We start from the raw sequence: 18,348 nt of genomic DNA on the forward strand, positions 1-18,348 counted from the left end.
ACGTCCTCTTAGTTTTGCCATTCTTTGTCGATCGGGGCGGCGGTGAAATCTTGTTCGTTGCGACGCGCGCCCTCGGCCAGCTCGGCCATCATTTTTTTCAGGAACGGCGTTTTCAGCGTGTAGTAGCGTTTGGCGATCACCGCGCTCAGCAGGTAGCACACCGCCGGAACGAGGGTGAACAAGGCGATAATGATGGTGAGGGTGGCGCTGTTCTGGGTTTTAGCGGCGGCATCATAGCCGCCGCCGGCCAGCATCCAGCCGATCAGCGCGCCGCCCAGCGCCAGTCCCAGCTTGAGCACAAACAGGGTGCCAGCGAAGCTGATGCCGGTCAGGCGTTTGCCGTTACACCATTCGCCGTAGTCGACGGTGTCGGACATCATTACCCACTGGATTGGCGTCACCAGCTGGTGCAGTACGCCAATGACGAAGATAAAGACAAACATGGTGATTTCGGCGTCCATCGGTACGAAGAACATCGCCACGCTGAGCACCGCCAGGAGGGCGTTGGTCCACCAGAAGACGCTGACTTTGCATTTCCAGTCGGTCAGCGGTTTCGCCAGCGCCGAGCCAATCAGGTTGCCGACGCAGTAGGTCGTGAGGAAGGCGGTGAACAGCGCCGCCGAGCCCATGATCCAGGTGGTGTAATACATCATCGCGCCGCCGCGAACGCAGACCGCGAGGATATTGAGGATGGTGAGCACGCCAACCACCCGCCACTGGTCATTGCGCCAGATATCGCGCAGGTCTTCACGCATCGAGGTACTGCTCGGCGGCGCTTCGACACGCTCTTTGGTGGTAAAGAAGCAGAAGGCCAGCATCAGGAAGGCAATCACCGACAGCACCGCGATGCCCCCCTGGAAGCCGAGCGCTTTGTCTTCGCCGCCGATAAAGTTGACCAGCGGCATCATCAGCACGGTGGAGAGCATGCCCCCCGCCGTCGCCAGCACGAAGCGCCAGGACTGCAGCGAAATCGCTGCGTCGGGTTGTCGGTGATCACGCCGCCCAGCGCGCAGTAAGGGATATTCACCACGGTGTAGAGCAGGGTCAGCAGCGTGTAGGTCACGGCGGCGTAGATCAGCTTGCCGTTGTGGCTTAAATCCGGCGAGCTGTAGGCCAGCACGCAGACGAGGCCGAACGGGATAGCGCCGAAGAGGATCCATGGGCGGAACTTACCCCAGCGGCTGCGGGTACGGTCGGCAAGCAGACCCATACACGGGTCGGAAATCGCGTCCAGCGCGCGCGCCAGCAGGAACATGGTGCCGACAAAGCCGGCGGGGATACCAAAAATATCAGTGTAGAAAAACATCATGTACAACATGACGTTATCAAAAATAATGTGGCTGGCGGCATCACCCATGCCGTAACCAATTTTCTCTTTGACGGACAAAATGTGATCTTTCATATGCGCACTATTCCCTTAGCGGCACCGAGGGTTGGTACCGGTTACGGTTTTTGTAAACCTTTGCCGCACTAAGATGAATTGCGATATCTCGTTATCAGATTACGTTTCTTGTTTTCTGTGATCGCGGTAGGGAATCAGGGAGTGAAAAAGTGTAACTCACGGATTTTGTGAGGATTTGTCCAGGACTGTTCTGTAAAGTCCAGTTTTAACAGTAAAAAAGTGCGTTTAGGTATGTGGTAAACGGCTGAAAGTAGCTATAATGCGCCCCGCCTCCATGTAGCAATCGAGGCGCGGAAGATCGTCATCTCCGGTGAGGTGGCTGGACTTCAAATCCAGTTGGGGCCGCCAGCGGTCCCGGGCAGGTTCAACTCCTGTGATCTTCCGCCAAAATTGCTCCGCCACTATCCGAGAACGTCTAAAAATCCCTTTATTTTCAATAAATATAGTTAATCGCTCATCCGTAATCGTCCGACAAGTTCTCCCTGAATCCATGAAAAATATGTATAGTGATGTGTATAGATTGTTTATACACACTTTTGACTTATACACATGGCACTGACAGACATACAAATCAAACGAGCAAAACCCCAAGACAAACCATACACATTGAACGATGGGCAAGGCCTGTCATTGCTTATCAATCCCGATGGTTCGAAGGGCTGGCGGTTCCGTTTCCGCCTTGCAGGGAAAGCGCGATTAATGTCATTTGGCAGCTACGACTTGGTAAGCCTTGCTGAAGCTCGTGAAAAGCGCGAGATCGCCCGCAAGCAAGTTGCTAATGGCATTGACCCGGTAGAGGAACGTAAGGCGCAAAAACTGGCACAGCAGCTTTCAACAGAAAACTCATTCGAAGCCATAAGCCGCGAATGGCATGCAAACAAAGCTGACCGCTGGACAGTGGCCTATCGCGACGAAATCATTAAGACCTTCGAGCAAGATGTTTTCCCGTTCATCGGCAAACGTCCTGTCGGTGAGATCAAACCGTTAGAATTACTTGAAGTGCTGCGACGAATAGAGAAACGTGGAGCACTGGAGAAAACACGTAAAGTACGCCAGCGGTGCGGAGAGGTTTTTCGCTATGCAATCATAACTGGCCGCGCTGAATACAACCCAGCCCCTGATTTAGCTATCGCCTTGGCCGTTCCTAAACAGAAGAACCATCCTTTTTTATCTGCTGAAGAGCTACCTCATTTTATTCGTGATCTGGAAGCGTATACCGGCAGCATTATCACTAAAAATGCAACAAAAATAGTGATGCTAACCGGCGTAAGAACTAAGGAAATGCGCTTTGCTACATGGGATGAAGTAGATCTTGAAAAGAGGATATGGGAAATCCCAGCAGATAGAATGAAAATGCAAAGACCTCACATAGTCCCTCTATCATTTCAAGCTACTCAATTATTTCTCCAATTAAAGCCAATAACGGGGAGATATCCTTATATCTTCATAGGAAGAAACAATCGCAGCAAACCGATTAGCAAAGAAACAGTTACACAAGTCATAGAGTTGTTGGGTTATAAAGGACGAGCTACAGGGCACGGATTCAGACACACGATGTCAACAATACTTCATGAGCAAGGATTTGACAGTAAATGGATAGAGCTGCAGTTAGCTCATGCTGATAAAAATTCTATTAGGGGAACATATAATCATGCGCAATACCTTGAAAATCGCCGGATTATGATTCAGTGGTACAGTGATATGCTATATCCAACCTAAACACATCATTCATAGAAAAATATTGTGAAATGTTTTATACTATACAAAATCAAATTTTAGGAGTTTGCATGAAAAAGACAGTACTAATAACAGATCTTGACAATACACTTTTTGATTGGTTCAGTGTTTGGTACAATAGTTTTAACGCCATGTTAAACAAAGTGGTGGAGATTTCAGGAATTCCTAGAGCTGATTTAATTGAACAAATCAGACCCATCCATCAAAAATATGGAACTGCTGAATATTCATTTATTCTTGAAAGCATCCCGTTGCTACAGGAAAAATATGGCGACCGCGAGTCTATTAAATTAGCGATGGATGAGGCCATCCACGCTTTTAGAAGTGCAAGAAAAAAACATTTAAAGCTGTACCCAACAGTATTAGAAACATTGAAAACCCTTAAAGGGAAAGGGTGTTTTATTGTCGCTTACACTGAATCAAAGTCTTACTATTCTAATTTCAGACTTACTAAGCTAGGGCTTGATGGCATCATTGATGTTTTATTTTCACCAGAAGATCATGAAATACCAGATGGTGAGGAAAAACAGGTAAAATACAATCTTGTAAATACAAAACAAGAATATACACCTCAAGATGAAATCAAGCCAAACCCTCAACTGCTTTTAGATATTATTGCGTCCATTGGGGCTGTTCCAGAAGAATGTGTCTACATTGGTGATAGTGAAATGAAAGACATTGAAATGGCGCAGAATGCCAATGTTAGCGATGTATTCGCCAGTTACGGGACTGGTCATTTTGAGGAAAATAAAGATGGTTATGACCTTTTACGTGCTGTCACGCACTGGACAGATGAAGATGTAGAGAGAGAAAGAAAAATAAAAGAAAATGCCTCTGGTGCTAAACCTACTCATACTGTAGAAGTATTCTCAGATATCTTGTCTATCTTTGAATTTTCAGAATTTAAAGGAAATAAATGATGGCGATGACCGATGAGGAAAAATTTCTAGCCACGATTAACCTTGAAGAACTAAAACTCAAGGTTGACGTATGGAAAACAATTATTGATGTGCAAAAGCATTTCAATGATCTCGAAATGAAAGTTCGAAATTTCGGTATCCTTATATTATCAGCATTTATTGGTGCAATAGGTGTTAGTTTTAACTCAAACTCAAGTTTAGTCATTTTGGGAGGCAGCTACTCAGTTGCGGGAATGCTTGCATTTGGAGCGGCCATTGTTTGGTTGCTTTTCTATTTTGTTGACGTTTACTGGTACCATCCTTTATTGCTAGGCGCTGTAAAAAAGGGATTGGCCATTGAAAAAGAGATCGCTGCAGATATTGTAAATATAGATCTTACTAAAACAATCGGTGATAATAGCCCTCGAGATATTCTCTTTTTTAAGAATGTTCACAGCACCACCAAAGCTAAAATATTCTATTTTGGTGTATTAGCTGTTCTATTATTCACAGGGGTTTGCATGATGATCTTTAGTTCTCCGAACAAAACCAACCCTTATGAACAAATAAAAATAGAAGCTCAGTGCATTAGGAATACAAACTATAATGGTTATCAGTGTTCTTTCAACTCACTACCAGAAGGTGCTAACAAAAAACAACATTAAATTATTTATATAGATACATTCAACATTGTAATGGCAGTCCTATTGTTCTTCAACCACTTATAATAATGCCGCAATTTAGCGGCATTATACTAATTTTATCCCTTCCAACTTACCGCTCTCCAAACTCACATGATACATAACCTCATATAATAAATTATTGCCATTACTACGCACTGAGAGCAGAAAATAATTAAGTGAAGCTACCAGCACGCAATGCTCTTCCCCCCTTGGCTAACAACGTCTCAAGGGTTGTTCTCATACCAGCGCATTGATGGTCACAGATCGATACAGGCACGAATACATCATACGAATACCTAGACCAGAGGTGAGCAGCTTCAGAAGCAACAGCATCAGCACCGAAATAACCGATTTCCCTCATCCTCCGGGCGGCCTTTTCCTGCACTCCTCCTGAGCACCTCAGAGGCTCGCTACGCCCCCGAACAGCACCGTACCATCCACTGAACCCGCGCAGCACAGCGACGCGCTCAGGCCGTGAAATTAAATATCATTAAATAAATACTTTACCGCTGGCGCGCAGTGCTTTCCCCGCCTCGCCTGCCCGCTTCATGGGTCGGTTTTCATGCAGGTGCATCGGGGGGCTCAGGCCGCGCCGGGACGGGTCTGGGAAGAGAGTGACGGGGCGGGGAAACGCATGCAAAACCATGCACCCTGTGGATGCATGGCTTAATTCGGGAAAAATAGCGGTATTTTCGGGGATTTTTTGCGGGGCTACCTGCCGGCCAGTTCTGTGCGCCGGCGGGCATAAATCAGGCTCTGTGCGGGGGTGTATTTTTCCTGATTATCCACCCGCGAAGCCGCGTCAGGCCTGAATCCGATGGCCGTTAAAATATCGCTGTCTTCTGCGGCATAATGAATTTCTTCACCGGTACTCAGCCACACGGACAGGGCTTCGCGCAGATAATGGGCCGAACGGTCGAGCGCATGGCCGGTCAGGAGTGCGGGCTGCTGACTGATTCCCATCAGCTCCGGGGCAAGCGTGGCGGCCAGTTCAGCACCGTGCGCCTGCATAAAGTCATTCAGCCGGTTGCGGATACTGATGCGCTGCACCGCTTCATGGGCGCGGATATAGCGCCCGGCGGCCTGATTTATCTCCCATTTTTTGACATCGATAATGTCGCGCAGTGTCTGCATTCTGCCCGGTATACGGTCATCCCCGGCCAGCACCTGCTCGCGGTATTCCTGCTCTGCGGCCGCCAGTTCGGCTTTATGGTTCAGCCAGGCGGTTTCGTTCTTCTGACAGGCTTCAAAAGCCTGCTGTAGCGTAAGGGTGGTCATGGGCAGTTCTCCCCTGATTAATGACGGTATGGCGAGCTGTAGCAGCCCTGCACTTTACGGGGTGCCGGAGGTGTGACCGGCTCCGCGACAGGCGGCGTTTTCTCCGCCGGAGGACGGATAACCTCGTCGATAGCTTCAGTGGTGCGGAACGTCGCCGAGCAGTCAATATTGGTGCACTGGTGGTAGCGCTGTTTGACGTTCTCCGACAGATAGCGGGAGGTACGGGTATGCGCCGACTTTTTGCAGAACGGACAGTGCATCATGGCAGCAGCCCCCGCGCTTTCAGGTCAGCCTCGCGCTGACGGATTTTCTCCTGCCAGACCTTACGCTCGCCGGGCGTGCTGGCGGCGTCATGGTCCATATGTGGAAGCGCGACGGCCGGGAAGCCGGTCAGGGAGAGCACCGGCTCATCGGCTGGCGTGACGGAGAAGGTGCTCACTTTCCCGATCAGGAAGGTGACCACCTGCTGCATGACCTCCTTCTCCGGCTCGATGTAGCCCTGATGGCCGGTGATGTTGGCCAGCGGATTTTCCATCACCTCTGCTTTCAGCACCATCGCCCGGACCAGTGGCCCGAGGGTGTCATTCAGCGCGCGGTTAAGCTCTTCCTCAGCATATTTACTCAGCACAGCATGATGCGCCTGGCGGAATGCCCGCGCGGTGCTGTTGCAGGTGGCTTTCAGCTGGTCACGTTCAAAGGCCAGCACTTCGGTCAGGTTGTGGCATTCCTGCGCCAGCTCCCGGCGGGCCACTCGCTCGATATGGCCGCTTTTCAGCTCATCCGTCAGCATAGCGCCTCCGGCACGGAAAGCAGCGCGCCAGGTGCGGGTGTCGCTGCCGTTGTCCTGCTCCAGCGCCGCTTTCTGCTCCTCTGCGCGGGTGATGGCCGTCAGGGTGTCCTCCATCCGGCGGGCCTGTTCAAGATGGGCCTCTCTGGCTGCGGCCAGTCGCTCCAGCGCCGGTTTCAGGTAATCAGGGATAAAGGGGGTGTCGGTCATGGCAGGTTTCCTCGTGGTTTCAACATGAGGTGATTCTGCCGGGGCACACACAACAACACGACCTGTTGCGGTTGTGGCGGTTCTGGCACAAACAGGACATCAAAACCCGGCTTGCCAGAGAAAGGTCTCAGGAAAAGCATACTCACCGTTTGTTTTTTTACATATAACTGTTCACTACTGTTCACTTTAAATAAAAGAATAAGTAATACAGTAAGTTAAGTGGTGAACAGTTGAGGTCAGAAGTGTTCACCGACTGTTCACTACTGTTCACCTTTCTGTTTTGACGAAACCCTGCTCACTTAGTCTTTTTTGCGATTAAAAACCAATAATATATAAATAAAAGTAATCAGGAATGGGCCACCAGTTTGCCAACGTTTACCAAAAGATGGCCAACGTTTGCCACTGTCTAAAAATCGCTCTGTTGTGTGGTGGGCCACTACAAAATGACTTGTTGCCCTCGGGGAAAATATTCACAAAATAGAGAGCTACCCGAAGCCGGACGGACACGACCGGCACTGTATGGACTTTATGAGGTAGCCCGATGCACACCGCTTTTTCTTCCCCGTCTTCTGCCCCTGCCGCGCCGCTGATGCCGGTTTCTGATGCCGTTCAGGAGCGCTTTATTCGCCTGCCCGAAGTGATGCATCTGTGCGGACTGTCCCGCTCCACGATTTACGACCTCATCAGCCGGGAGGCTTTCCCGAAACAAATCTCGCTCGGCGGAAAAAACGTGGCGTGGGCGCAGTCGGAAATCACCGGGTGGATGGCCGACCGTATCGCTGAACGCAACCGGGGCTATGACGCATGATGATGCCCGTTCCGCAAAAAGCCCCTTTTTCTGGCTTGCTTCCCTTCGCCGTTTCCAGGTATAGTTTTGTCGCTGTCGCAAAATCGGCAGCCGGGCGTAGGAACCCGAGTTACTTATTGGCGACACCAGACGCGCCATGCGTCTTTTTTTACGTCGTTGCTCAGGCACACCCATTTTTCGGGCTGTGGTGCTTATTCCATAGCCCCTGTCAGATAATGGTGGTCCGGGCGGGGCAGCCTTCGGGCTGGCCGGTTTCCAATAAGGCCGGTATTCCTACCCCCGTTCGGGTCACCACCCATGAGCGTAGGAACTCCGGTGGTGGCAATTACCGCTACTTATTGGAGGCTGCCCCTATGGCTACAACCCTCACCCCGTCACACCCGCAGTTTGTCTTTGTGTTTGCCGCCGTTCGTCGCGCAGACCGCCAGCCCCGTATCTGTATGCTCCGCGCCGTCGCCGGGGATGAACACGCCGCACGCCTTTCCCTCGTTCGCGATTACGTCCTCTCGTTTGCCGGGCGTCTGCCGGTGGCGGAGGTGCGCGCATGAAACAGCCCGCCATCACCGTCAAAGACCTCGAATGCCTGGAGCACCTGCGTAACGTCGGCCAGTTCGTCGGCGAGCTGATGCAGGTGCAGGACTGCACCTCCCTGCGTCGTGACCCGACCCAGCAGTTACAGCTTACCTCCGTGATTTACCTGATGACCGCCCAGCTCGACGGCGTGGTCGAGCGCTGTAATCACCGCTGGTTCACCGGGGAGGGCAACGTATGAAAACGCCATTACCGCCCGTATTGCGCGCTGCCCTGTATCGCCGCGCTGTCGCCTGTGCCTGGCTGACCCTGTGCGAACGTCAGCACCGCTATCCCCACCTCACTCTCGACGCGCTGGAAAGCGCCATCGCTGCCGAGCTGGAGGGCTTCTACCTGCGCCAGCACGGCGAGGAAAAAGGCCGTCTGATTGCCTGTGCGCTGCTGGAAGATTTGATGGAGGCCGGGCCGCTGAAAGCCGCCCCGTCGCTGTCCTTCCTCGGGCTCGCCGTGATGGATGAGCTCTGCGCCCGCCATATCACATCGCCTGTACTGCACTGAGGGAGAAAACCATGAAAATGAACGTAACGGACACCGTAAAACAGGCGTGCGGCCACTGGCCGCGCATTCTCCCGGCGCTGGGCATGAAAGTGATAAAAAACCGTCATCAGGCCTGCCCGGTGTGTGGCGGCGCTGACCGGTTCCGCTTTGACGATAAAGAGGGGCGTGGCACATGGTTCTGTAACCAGTGCGGTGCCGGTGACGGCCTGAAACTGGTTGAGAAGGTGTTCGGCATATCGGCATCCGAGGCCGCCGGGAAAGTGAACGCCGTCTCCGGGAATCTGCCGCCGGTTGCCCCGGAGGTGATAGCAGCCGCAGAGGCCGGAACGGAGGCCGACCGCAGAGCAGCGGCCGCGCTGGCCGTCAGACTGCTGGAGAAAACGCGCCCGGCCACCAGCAACGCCTACCTGACCCGCAAAGGCTTTGCCGGTCGTGAGTGTCTGACGCTGACCACGTCGCACAAAACCGGCGGCGTTGCCTACCGCGCCGGTGATGTGGTGGTGCCGCTGTATGACGAGTCCGGCGCGCTGGTTAACCTCCAGCTTATTAACGCTGAGGGGCTCAAGCGCACCCTGAAAGGCGGGCAGGTCAAAGGGGCATGCCATCTCATCGACGGGCAGAAACAGGCCGGGAAACGCCTGTGGATAGCGGAGGGCTATGCGACGGCCCTTACCGTGCATCACCTGACCGGGGAAACCGTCATGGTGGCGCTGTCGTCCGTGAACCTTCTTTCTCTGGCGAGCCTGGCCCGTCAGAAACACCCGGCCTGTCAGATTATCCTCGCCGCTGACCGTGACCTGAACGGCACCGGCCAGACTAAATCCACCGCAGCCGCTCAGGCCTGCGAGGGCGTTGTTGCCCTGCCGCCGGTGTTTGGTGACTGGAATGATGCGGTGATGCTGAAGGGGGAGGACGCCACGCGGAAAGCCATTTATGCCGCCATCCGGCCAGCGGCACAAAGCCCGTTCGACACCATGAGCGAGGCGGAATTTACCGCCATGAGCGCCAGCGATAAGGCAATGCGGGTGCATGAACATTACGGCGAAGCGCTGGCCGTGGACGCCAACGGCCAGCTTCTTTCCCGCTATGAAAACGGCATCTGGAAGGTGATAACGCCCTCCGATTTTGCCCGCGATGTGGCCGGACTGTTCCAGCGGCTGCGCGCCCCGTTCTCATCGGGGAGAATCACCTCTGTGGTGGAGACGCTGAAGCTGATTATTCCGCAGCAGGAGGCACCGGCGCGCCGTCTGATTGGTTTTCGCAACGGCGTACTCGATACCCAAAGTGGGATATTCAGCCCGCACAGCAAATCGCACTGGCTGCGCACCCTGTGCGATGTGGATTTCACCCCACCGGTGGAGGGCGAAACGCTGGAAACCCATGCACCTAACTTCTGGCGCTGGCTCGACCGGGCGGCCAGTGGCAACCCGACAAAACGTAACGTGATTCTGGCCGCGCTGTTTATGGTGCTGGCGAACCGCTACGACTGGCAGCTCTTTCTCGAAGTCACCGGCCCCGGCGGCAGCGGGAAAAGTATTCTCGCCGAAATCGCCACGATGCTGGCCGGAGAGGATAACGCCACGTCAGCCGATATAGACACGCTGGAAGACCCGCGCAAGCGCGCCTCCCTGATAGGCTTCTCACTTATTCGTCTGCCAGACCAGGAGAAATGGAGCGGTGACGGTGCCGGACTTAAGGCCATTACCGGCGGCGATGCGGTCTCCGTTGACCCGAAATACCAGAATCCCTACTCGACGCACATTCCGGCGGTCATTCTGGCCGTGAATAATAACCCGATGCGCTTCACCGACCGCAGCGGGGGCGTGTCACGTCGCCGGGTAATCATCCACTTCCCGGAGCAGATAGCCCCGGAGGAGCGCGACCCGCAGCTCAGGGATAAAATCGCCCGCGAGCTGGCCGTGATTGTCCGCCAGTTAATGCAGCAGTTCAGCGACCCGATGAGCGCCCGCGCCCTGCTCCAGTCGCAGCAGAACTCCGATGAGGCGCTGAGCATCAAACGCGACGCTGACCCGACGTTTGATTTTTGCGGCTATCTTGAAGCGTTGCCGGAGCCTGACGGGATGTATATGGGGAACGCCAACATTATTCCGCGCCAGCCGCGCCTGTATCTGTATCACGCCTATCTGGTGTACATGGAGGCCCATGGCTACAGGAACGCACTCAGCCTGACCATGTTCGGCAAGGGGCTCTCAGCCATGCTGAAAGAGTACGGTCTGAATTACGAGAAGCGCCGCACAAATCAGGGTATGCAGACCAATCTCGCCCTCAGGGAGGAAAGCAACGCCGACTGGCTGCCGAAGTGCGACGAACCCACCGCAACATAACCTACCCGGACCGGCATTGCCGGTCTTTTTTTGCCTGCTCACCGGCCAGAGTGAACAGTAAAGTGTTCACTGTTCACCGGGTGTTCACCCGCTAACATAATGAAAATAAAAAACAAAAACACCGAGTGAACAGTATGAACAGTTTTTCCAGAAAAAACTTTTTACCTTCAAACGTTATCAGACTGCTCGGTGCCAGAAGCGGATCCGGCTAATTTATGTATTGCTAACTTGTGGGGAGTCAGTCGGAAATGTTTTACAATCCGACTTACAGCCACAAAGGTGGCCACTAAGTGTTCATAACGCCTCGCAGTGAGGATAGCAGTTGTTTGCAGAAATGAGCTCACTCTAGGCTGAAGATGCATAAGGATTAAAAATGAGTCAAAGAACTATAAACGCTCTCCTTTCTAGAGGCATAGATAGTGAGTTAGCAGAAAATCTTTCTGCTAAAGGGTTTACTCTGAAGTTCTTAAAACAAATGAACGCTGAAATGCTTTCACGAATTGGTTTATCTAAGCTTGATATAAAGCAGCTTCATTCGGGTGAACGACCTCCTATACCTGAAAGTACACTGATAAATTTACTTTGGCACAACCGCAGAACTTGTTGTGTTTGCCGTAAACAGCACAAGTCAATCATCGTTCACCATATAGAGGAATGGTCTGTTTCACGAGACCATTCTATAGAAAATTTGGCTGTACTTTGCTTAGATTGTCATGATCTAGCTCACACAAAAAAGTCTTTAAGTCAAAACCTGAATCCAAAAGAGCTTAGAGAATATAAGAAAAGGTGGGAGATGATTGTCAGAAAAAATGATATCCAGACTCTTTTCAATCTAAAAACCGCCCGAAGCTCTGCTCGTTGGGATTGGATAAATTGCCGTCGTGTTTTTGAGCTTTTTGAAAAGTTAGGTTTCACTATAGGTGACCTTGGTGAATTCAATAATCTAAAAGAAGACGGATTTATTGATGATCGAGGATTTATTACAAATGATTTGAAATGGAATATTGATAAGAGCAGAAGATTTTATTTCCTTGATTTTGGTGGCGCATTTCATATTGCAAGTTATCTCGGCTCAATCCTTGATATTGTGTTAAAAAACACTCCGGTTATTGACATAACACCAATACTCAATAAAAGGAATGACCTTAGAGCGCTCGTTGAAATGGGAAGTTTCATTTCAATACAAGCACCCTTCTACTTTTCGACTATCGAAGGTGGTCTTAATGATGTTGACGAGGTAAAAAAAGCATATTACCGAGGTTATAATTTAAGAGTGGAATTCACATTTCAACCTTGGTATTGCACGAGTTCTAGCGCGAAGTTCGGAGCTATGACTGGACGTCATGTTCAGACTGTGTTTGGATTTGTCCGCGACATCTCTACTTACGATGATGAACTTATAATCTCTCTCTCTTGTCTGGGCGCGGGAACAGGTTTCAAAAGGCATGAAAATAGAGTGAAATCAATCTTTGATATGTACTAATATTTATTTTATAGAGATGAAAAATAAATCTATACAATCACAGGGAAGTGGATTAATAACTCAACGGCATACTTTTAAACTACACATGCAGTGATGGTTGCAGTTGCATTAAAGAGCGAGCTTCCGTTCCTCACTCACAGCAGACTATAGCGCTTGTACCTATAGCCTGTGGAGGTGAACAGTAAAGTGTTCACTGTTCACCAACTATTCACCACATAACAATATGAATAGTAAAGATAAAAATGCGCAGTGAACAGTGTGAACAGTTTTTCTAAAAAAAAGTTTTTTAGATAAGAACGGTCACTGGTGCTTTACCTATAGATAGCTTGTCAGTCAAACAAATGTGTATAAGCATATGTATAAAAAAATAATTACATATTTATAAATTAGAATAAAAACAATAAGATAAAATAACAATATCACTCCTGTGATCTTCCGCCAGTTTGCCCCTGCTCCCCCACAGCCACTCCCTACCAACCTGACCCCCCCCAAACTCATCATCCCAGCCAATCATTTTCATCCAAACCCTGCGTTATTTTGTCTCTCGCAAACCCGTTACACTGGCGCGGTGGCCGCGTGCCGTTAGCAACCGAAACAGGAGAGCCATAATGACCCCCGAACTCAGACACTGTTTTTCCATTACCATCCAGGTTGATAAACCGATAATCGTCTCCCGCAGCCCGCAGACCGGTAAGCGCCAGCTGATCCCGATTGTCGGCGGCAGCGTCTCGGGTCAACTTCGCGGCCACGTATTACCCGGCGGCGTCGACAGCCAGATAATCGAACCCGACGGCACCTGCAGGCTGTCCGCCCGCTATGCCCTGCAGGTGGCGGAAGGCACGGTCTATGTGGAAAACAATGGCATCCGCCGGGTGCCGGCCCAGTATCATGACCAGCTTTTCGCCGACGATATGCGCTTTTTTAGCGATATTCCGCCTGAAGCCATCTATTTTCGCACCGTGCCCACCTTTGAGGTGGATGCTCCCGCGCTCAGCTGGCTAACCACCTCGCTGTTTATCTGCGCCGGTGGCCGGACCCAGGATGGGGTGATGCTCGACTTCTATCAGGTGGGCTGATTTTCACTTTCTGCATATAACTGTTATTGCCGTTAGCCCGTTTTTCCCCTCCCGGCAGCGGTCTACGATGGCTCCATCTTTTCATTCACCCGAATCACAGACCGGAGCAGTTATGAAAGCTATCGCCATTACTCAAGCCGCCGCTGACGGCAACAACATCCCTTCTTTAACCGAGATCGACCTGCCGATCCCCACCGCCCACGGGCGTGATCTGCTGGTCGCTGTGAAGGCTATCTCGGTCAATCCGGTAGACACCAAAGTGCGCGCCGGCTTTCAGGGCGACACGCCGCGGGTGCTGGGCTGGGACGCCGTTGGCGTGGTGCAGTCCGTCGGTGAGGAAGTGACGCTGTTCGCGCCCGGGGACGAGGTCTGGTACGCCGGCGCGCTGGGCCGGGCCGGCAGCAACAGTGAATATCAGCTGGTGGATGAGCGCCTGGTGGCGCACAAACCGCGCACCCTCGATAATGCCTCCGCCGCCGCGCTGCCGCTGACGGCGATCACCGCCTGGGAGCTGCTGTTTCACCGTCTCGGCGTTGAGGAAGGCGGCAATGCGGGCGACACGCTGCTAATCGTCGGCGCGGCGGGCGGCGTGGGGTCTATCCTGACCCAGCTGGCCAGTAAACTGACCGCCATGACGGTGATCGGCACCGCCTCGCGTCCCGAGAGCCAGCAGTGGGTCCGCGAGGCGGGCGCGCACCATGTGATCGATCACAGCAAGCCGCTCGCCGACGAGCTGGCGCGCATTGGTATCACGTCGGTAACCCATGTCGCCAGCCTGACCAATACCGAGCAGCACTTCAACGCGCTGATCGACGCCCTCGCCCCGCAGGGCAAGCTGGCGCTGATTGATGACCCGGAGACCCTGGACGTGGTGCCGCTGAAAGCGAAAAGCCTGTCCCTGCACTGGGAATTTATGTTCACCCGTTCAATGTTTGAGACGGATGATATGATCGCCCAGCATCAGCTGCTCACCCGCGTGGCGGCGCTGATCGACAACCACACTATCAAAACCACCCTTGGCGAACACTACGGCGCCATCACCGCCGCCAATCTGCAGAAAGCGCATCGCCAGCTGGAAACCGGACGCGCCGTCGGCAAGATCGTGCTGGAGGGGTTTTAAGATGATATCGCTTATCGCCGTGCTCAAGGCGAAACCGGGCCAAACGGACGCCCTGCGTCAGGCCCTGCAGGCGCTGCTCCTGCCGACGAGACAGGAGCCGGGCAACCTCGACTATGCCCTGTTTCAGCTGCGCGACGCGCCGGACACCTTCTATATGCGCGAGGCGTGGCAGGGACAGGACGCCCTCGATGCCCATGTCGCGATGCCCTATTTTCAGGCGTTTATGACGCAGATGGAGTCTCTGCTGGCTGAGCCGCTGCGGCTGGACTTTCTGACGCCGGTTGAGCCTTAGCCCACCGGCTGACGAGGGGTGGGAAAATCACGCCCCTCCGCCGCGCGGGTTTAAAAGTGGGCGGGAAGCGTGCGGGTTATCTTTTCCAGCACCCCGCGATGGACCGTAATGTAACCACCTTTGCGCAGCTCTGCCAGAATCGACATAACACGGCTGCGCGACAGGTTGGTGCGGCGCTGTATAAAGCTTAACGCATTAATTTGGCGACGATACTCCTCCGGGTAGTCCGCCAGCTCTGTTAGCAGGGTTCGCACCATCGGATAAGAATCCACCCCCACCATCTCCTGCGAACGCATGCTCAACACCATCAGCCGCTGCGCCAGAACATGGGCCATCTCCTGCCACAGGTTTTGCGCATTGAGGATCTCGACCGCGGCCTGGTGTCCTATCCAGCGTCCGCGCAAATCTGTCTCAGCAAACAGAGAGCAGTGGTGTTTTTCCGGAATACCGTTAAAGACGCCGTAACCATCGATTAATCCCAATAGCGAAGGGGCAAATATCGTTGATATCACCATGTTGTTTTCCGCATGGCATAGCGAGGCAATCCCCTCTTCGAGCAGAATTAATCCGGATTCAGCCTGGGTCGGCGGAAAACGATAATAGGTCGATCGCGGCAGCGCAAAGGGTGAGCTGGCGGGCAGGAACGCAGATAACAGGGATTCCACCGCGAATAACGGCTTTGTCTGTCTTCCGTAATAAAAAGACGGTAACGCCTGGTCAGTAGAGAGGCTGGCTGCAGGGATCGACATGGTTTTTATGCCATCAGGTCAGGTTGAAAAAGTGATTCGTTGAGAATCATAGTATCAACAGGTGAATTAACGAATAAAAGACAAGACGTTACGAGGATAAAAAGAGTGTAAGCATCATTATCTGCAATAACTATTTATCTCTATTTTACAGGAATAAAAAATACGATGAGCCTTAATTACCTATAAGGCTTAGCGGCGATAAAGATAAGGCCATCTTATTATTTACTGCGCTGGCTAACGCCGCGCCTGAGGGTTTCTCTACCGCTTTCCCCCTCGCATCTCGGCCAGTCCAGGCTACGCTTATCGATGCCACTGACCACCCGCATTCCCCTCCCGTTCTATTGAGTCCATTCATCAAGAAGAGGTTTCGCTATGCTGATCAACGCTATTGGTACCTACTCCGCCAGCCAGCCGCTGGAATCAATGGCCATCACCCGCCGCGACCCGGGGCCGCAGGATGTACAGATCGCCATCGCTTACTGCGGCGTCTGCCACTCCGATCTCCACCAGGCGCGATCGGAATGGGCGGGAACGCTGTATCCCTGCGTGCCGGGGCATGAAATTGTGGGTCGGGTGACCGCGGTCGGCAACGCCGTCTCGCGCTACGCCGTCGGCGATCTGGTGGGCGTCGGCTGTATGGTCGATAGCTGTCAACAGTGCGAAGAGTGCGCTGAGGGGCTGGAAAACTACTGCGACCACATGGTGCTGACCTATAACGGGCCGACCCAGGACGCGCCGGGACACACGCTTGGCGGTTATTCACAGCAGATCGTGGTCAATGAACGCTACGTGCTGCGGATAACCCATCCCGAAGCGCAGCTGGCCGCCGTCGCGCCGCTGCTGTGCGCTGGGATCACGACATACTCGCCGCTGCGCCACTGGCACGTCGGGCCGGGTAAAAAAGTCGGCGTGGTCGGCATCGGCGGCCTCGGGCATATGGGGATCAAGTTGGCCCATGCCATGGGGGCCCACGTGGTGGCCTTTACCACCTCCGAATCCAAGCGTAATGCGGCCAGAGCGCTGGGCGCCGATGACGTAGTGGTGTCGCGCAATGAAGACGAAATGGCGGCCCACGTCAAAAGCTTCGATTTCATCCTCAACACCGTGGCGGCGCCGCACAATCTCGATGCCTTCACCACGCTGCTGAAACGCGATGGTACCATGACGCTGGTTGGCGCCCCGGCCACGCCGCATCCGTCGCCGGAAGTGTTCAATCTGATCTTCCGCCGCCGGTCGATTGCCGGCTCGATGATCGGCGGTATTCCGGAAACTCAGGAGATGCTCGACTTCTGCGCCGAACACGGCATCGTCGCCGATATCGAACTGATCCGCGGCGATGAGATCAACGAAGCCTGGGAAAGAATGGTCAAGGGTGACGTGAAATACCGCTTCGTGATCGACAGTGCGACCCTCGCCGGCTAAGCGCCGCGACGAAAGGTACGCCGCCATTCCGTCGGGCTGACGCCAAAGCGCGCTTTAAACTGCTGGCGCCAGGTGACCGCTGAAAGATAGCCCACCGCCTCCGCCACCTGCTCGACCGGCAGATCGCCCGCCTCAAGCAGAGTCTGGCTGCGGCGCAGACGTTCGGCGGTCAGCCAGTCGGTAATGCTCATCCCGGTTGCCCGGGCGAAGTGGCGGGTCAGGGTACGGCGGCTCATCGCCACCACCCGGGCCAGCGAATCGAGACTGTGCGGCTCGGCAATATGCTGCTGCAGATAATCCAGCAGGCAGTTGATTCGCGCATCGCGGGTGTTTTTCGGCACCGGCTGGGCGATAAACTGCGCCTGGCCGCCCTCGCGGTGCGGCGAAACAATCATCCGCCGGGCGATCTGGTTGGCCGCGAGGCTGCCGAAACGCTGGCGGATGATGTAGAGGCAACAGTCCAGCGCCGCCGCGGTGCCCGCCGAAGTAATGATCCGCTCGTCGTCGACGTACAGGGCGTTGATATCCAGCTGCACCTGCGGAAACCGGCGCTGGAAATCCTGCTCGAACTCCCAGTGAGTCGCCGCTCGCCTGCCGTCCAGCAGCCCGGCGTAGCCGAGGACGAACGCGCCGAGGCACAGGCCGACAATCTCCGCGCCGTTATCCCGGGCCCGCACCAGGCTATCAAGCAGCGCCTGCGGCGGACGTCGATCGACCTCGCCCCAGTAAGGCACCACCACGATATCCGCCTGTTCCAGCGCGGCATAATCGCCGGTGGCGTACAGCGCAAAACCATCGCGGGCGCGCAGCAGCCCCGGCCGCTCGGCGCAAATGTGCAGATTAAAGCGTTTGATTTCCGAAACCGAATCGCCAAACAGCATGCAGGGGACGGCGTAGTGAAACGGGCTAAAGCCCTCTACAGCGACAATCGCCACGTCGGTGAGTTTCATCGTCCCTTCCCCTTACGC

Annotated in this window: 18 protein-coding genes, 1 tRNA gene and 2 pseudogenes; 15 read left to right on the top strand and 6 right to left on the bottom strand. The window is 53.6% G+C overall.

Annotated features, from left to right (window positions below):
• Positions 1-8 precede the first annotated feature (8 nt).
• A pseudogene (locus RRF55_RS05725) lies at positions 9-1,402 on the bottom strand (glycoside-pentoside-hexuronide family transporter).
• A gap of 292 nt (positions 1,403-1,694) precedes the next feature.
• Between RRF55_RS05725 and RRF55_RS05730 the strand changes: the two are divergent.
• The 4 genes from RRF55_RS05730 to RRF55_RS05745 all read left to right on the top strand — a co-directional run bounded on the left by RRF55_RS05730 (position 1,695) and on the right by RRF55_RS05745 (position 4,703).
• Positions 1,695-1,789: transfer RNA gene (locus RRF55_RS05730), tRNA-Sec, on the top strand.
• A gap of 162 nt (positions 1,790-1,951) precedes the next feature.
• Entirely contained in the window at positions 1,952-3,121 is a 1,170-nt protein-coding gene (locus tag RRF55_RS05735; protein WP_319172784.1) for a phage integrase central domain-containing protein, read from the top strand.
• Positions 3,122-3,189: 68 nt separating this feature from the next.
• A complete protein-coding gene (locus tag RRF55_RS05740) occupies positions 3,190-4,059 on the top strand; it encodes an HAD family hydrolase (RefSeq protein ID WP_023339329.1) in 870 nt (289 codons plus the stop codon).
• Entirely contained in the window at positions 4,056-4,703 is a 648-nt protein-coding gene (locus RRF55_RS05745) for a hypothetical protein (protein ID WP_227502433.1), read from the top strand. Before RRF55_RS05740 ends, RRF55_RS05745 begins: the two co-directional genes overlap by 4 nt.
• 729 nt (positions 4,704-5,432) lie before the next feature.
• Here RRF55_RS05745 and RRF55_RS05750 read toward each other — a convergent pair.
• From RRF55_RS05750 to RRF55_RS05760, 3 genes are read right to left on the bottom strand one after another with little or no spacing between them, the layout of a single operon-like run.
• Entirely contained in the window at positions 5,433-5,999 is a 567-nt protein-coding gene (locus RRF55_RS05750) for a phage polarity suppression protein (RefSeq protein ID WP_319172783.1), read from the bottom strand.
• Between the two features lie 17 nt (positions 6,000-6,016).
• Positions 6,017-6,262 (bottom strand): ogr/Delta-like zinc finger family protein, encoded by a 246-nt coding sequence (locus tag RRF55_RS05755; RefSeq protein ID WP_004132551.1) that lies wholly within the window; start codon positions 6,260-6,262, stop codon positions 6,017-6,019.
• The gene (locus RRF55_RS05760; protein ID WP_319172781.1) at positions 6,259-6,996 is read right to left on the bottom strand and encodes a glycoprotein 3; all 738 of its coding nucleotides are present in this window, start codon (positions 6,994-6,996) and stop codon (positions 6,259-6,261) included. Before RRF55_RS05760 ends, RRF55_RS05755 begins: the two co-directional genes overlap by 4 nt.
• A 541-nt stretch (positions 6,997-7,537) precedes the next feature.
• On the opposite strand from RRF55_RS05760, the gene RRF55_RS05765 reads away from it, so the two are divergent.
• The 10 genes and pseudogenes from RRF55_RS05765 (at position 7,538) to RRF55_RS05810 (ending at position 15,209) form a co-directional block, all read left to right on the top strand.
• Entirely contained in the window at positions 7,538-7,804 is a 267-nt protein-coding gene (locus tag RRF55_RS05765) for a helix-turn-helix transcriptional regulator (RefSeq protein WP_004132554.1), read from the top strand.
• A 2-nt stretch (positions 7,805-7,806) separates the two neighbouring features.
• Positions 7,807-8,133: pseudogene (locus tag RRF55_RS05770) on the top strand (ash family protein); the annotation flags it as partial.
• 24 nt (positions 8,134-8,157) lie between these two features.
• Entirely contained in the window at positions 8,158-8,352 is a 195-nt protein-coding gene (locus tag RRF55_RS05775; RefSeq protein ID WP_004132556.1) for a host cell division inhibitor Icd-like protein, read from the top strand.
• Positions 8,349-8,576 (top strand): hypothetical protein, encoded by a 228-nt coding sequence (locus tag RRF55_RS05780; RefSeq protein ID WP_004098168.1) that lies wholly within the window; start codon positions 8,349-8,351, stop codon positions 8,574-8,576. Before RRF55_RS05775 ends, RRF55_RS05780 begins: the two co-directional genes overlap by 4 nt.
• Positions 8,573-8,893: a DUF5375 domain-containing protein gene (locus RRF55_RS05785; protein ID WP_004098169.1), complete on the top strand. Its 321-nt coding sequence runs from the start codon at positions 8,573-8,575 to the stop codon at positions 8,891-8,893. The genes RRF55_RS05780 and RRF55_RS05785 overlap by 4 nt, the downstream gene beginning before the upstream one ends.
• Before the next feature lie 11 nt (positions 8,894-8,904).
• Positions 8,905-11,238 carry a primase-helicase zinc-binding domain-containing protein gene (locus tag RRF55_RS05790; protein WP_319172779.1) on the top strand — a complete coding sequence of 778 codons (2,334 nt, stop codon included), beginning with the start codon at positions 8,905-8,907 and terminating at the stop codon, positions 11,236-11,238.
• 373 nt (positions 11,239-11,611) lie between these two features.
• The gene (locus tag RRF55_RS05795; RefSeq protein ID WP_023339338.1) at positions 11,612-12,721 is read left to right on the top strand and encodes an HNH endonuclease; all 1,110 of its coding nucleotides are present in this window, start codon (positions 11,612-11,614) and stop codon (positions 12,719-12,721) included.
• Between the two features lie 608 nt (positions 12,722-13,329).
• The gene (locus tag RRF55_RS05800; RefSeq protein ID WP_002922963.1) at positions 13,330-13,797 is read left to right on the top strand and encodes a DUF3237 domain-containing protein; all 468 of its coding nucleotides are present in this window, start codon (positions 13,330-13,332) and stop codon (positions 13,795-13,797) included.
• Positions 13,798-13,909: 112 nt separating this feature from the next.
• Positions 13,910-14,917, top strand: coding sequence for a zinc-binding alcohol dehydrogenase family protein (locus RRF55_RS05805; protein ID WP_002922964.1), 1,008 nt, complete (start codon positions 13,910-13,912; stop codon positions 14,915-14,917).
• A 1-nt stretch (position 14,918) separates the two neighbouring features.
• Positions 14,919-15,209 carry a putative quinol monooxygenase gene (locus tag RRF55_RS05810; protein WP_002922965.1) on the top strand — a complete coding sequence of 97 codons (291 nt, stop codon included), beginning with the start codon at positions 14,919-14,921 and terminating at the stop codon, positions 15,207-15,209.
• Between the two features lie 50 nt (positions 15,210-15,259).
• On the opposite strand, the gene RRF55_RS05815 is transcribed toward RRF55_RS05810, so the two are convergent.
• Positions 15,260-15,958, bottom strand: coding sequence for a winged helix-turn-helix transcriptional regulator (locus tag RRF55_RS05815; RefSeq protein WP_004151507.1), 699 nt, complete (start codon positions 15,956-15,958; stop codon positions 15,260-15,262).
• Positions 15,959-16,330: 372 nt separating this feature from the next.
• Between RRF55_RS05815 and RRF55_RS05820 the strand changes: the two genes are divergently transcribed.
• Positions 16,331-17,380, top strand: coding sequence for an NAD(P)-dependent alcohol dehydrogenase (locus tag RRF55_RS05820; protein ID WP_002922967.1), 1,050 nt, complete (start codon positions 16,331-16,333; stop codon positions 17,378-17,380).
• Here RRF55_RS05820 and RRF55_RS05825 read toward each other — a convergent pair.
• Positions 17,377-18,330, bottom strand: coding sequence for a GlxA family transcriptional regulator (locus RRF55_RS05825; RefSeq protein WP_032415819.1), 954 nt, complete (start codon positions 18,328-18,330; stop codon positions 17,377-17,379). The two genes, RRF55_RS05820 and RRF55_RS05825, sit on opposite strands and share 4 nt — an antisense overlap.
• Positions 18,331-18,348 lie beyond the last annotated feature (18 nt).

This window comes from Klebsiella sp. K47, assembly GCF_051858335.1.
GTDB lineage: Bacteria > Pseudomonadota > Gammaproteobacteria > Enterobacterales > Enterobacteriaceae > Klebsiella > Klebsiella pneumoniae.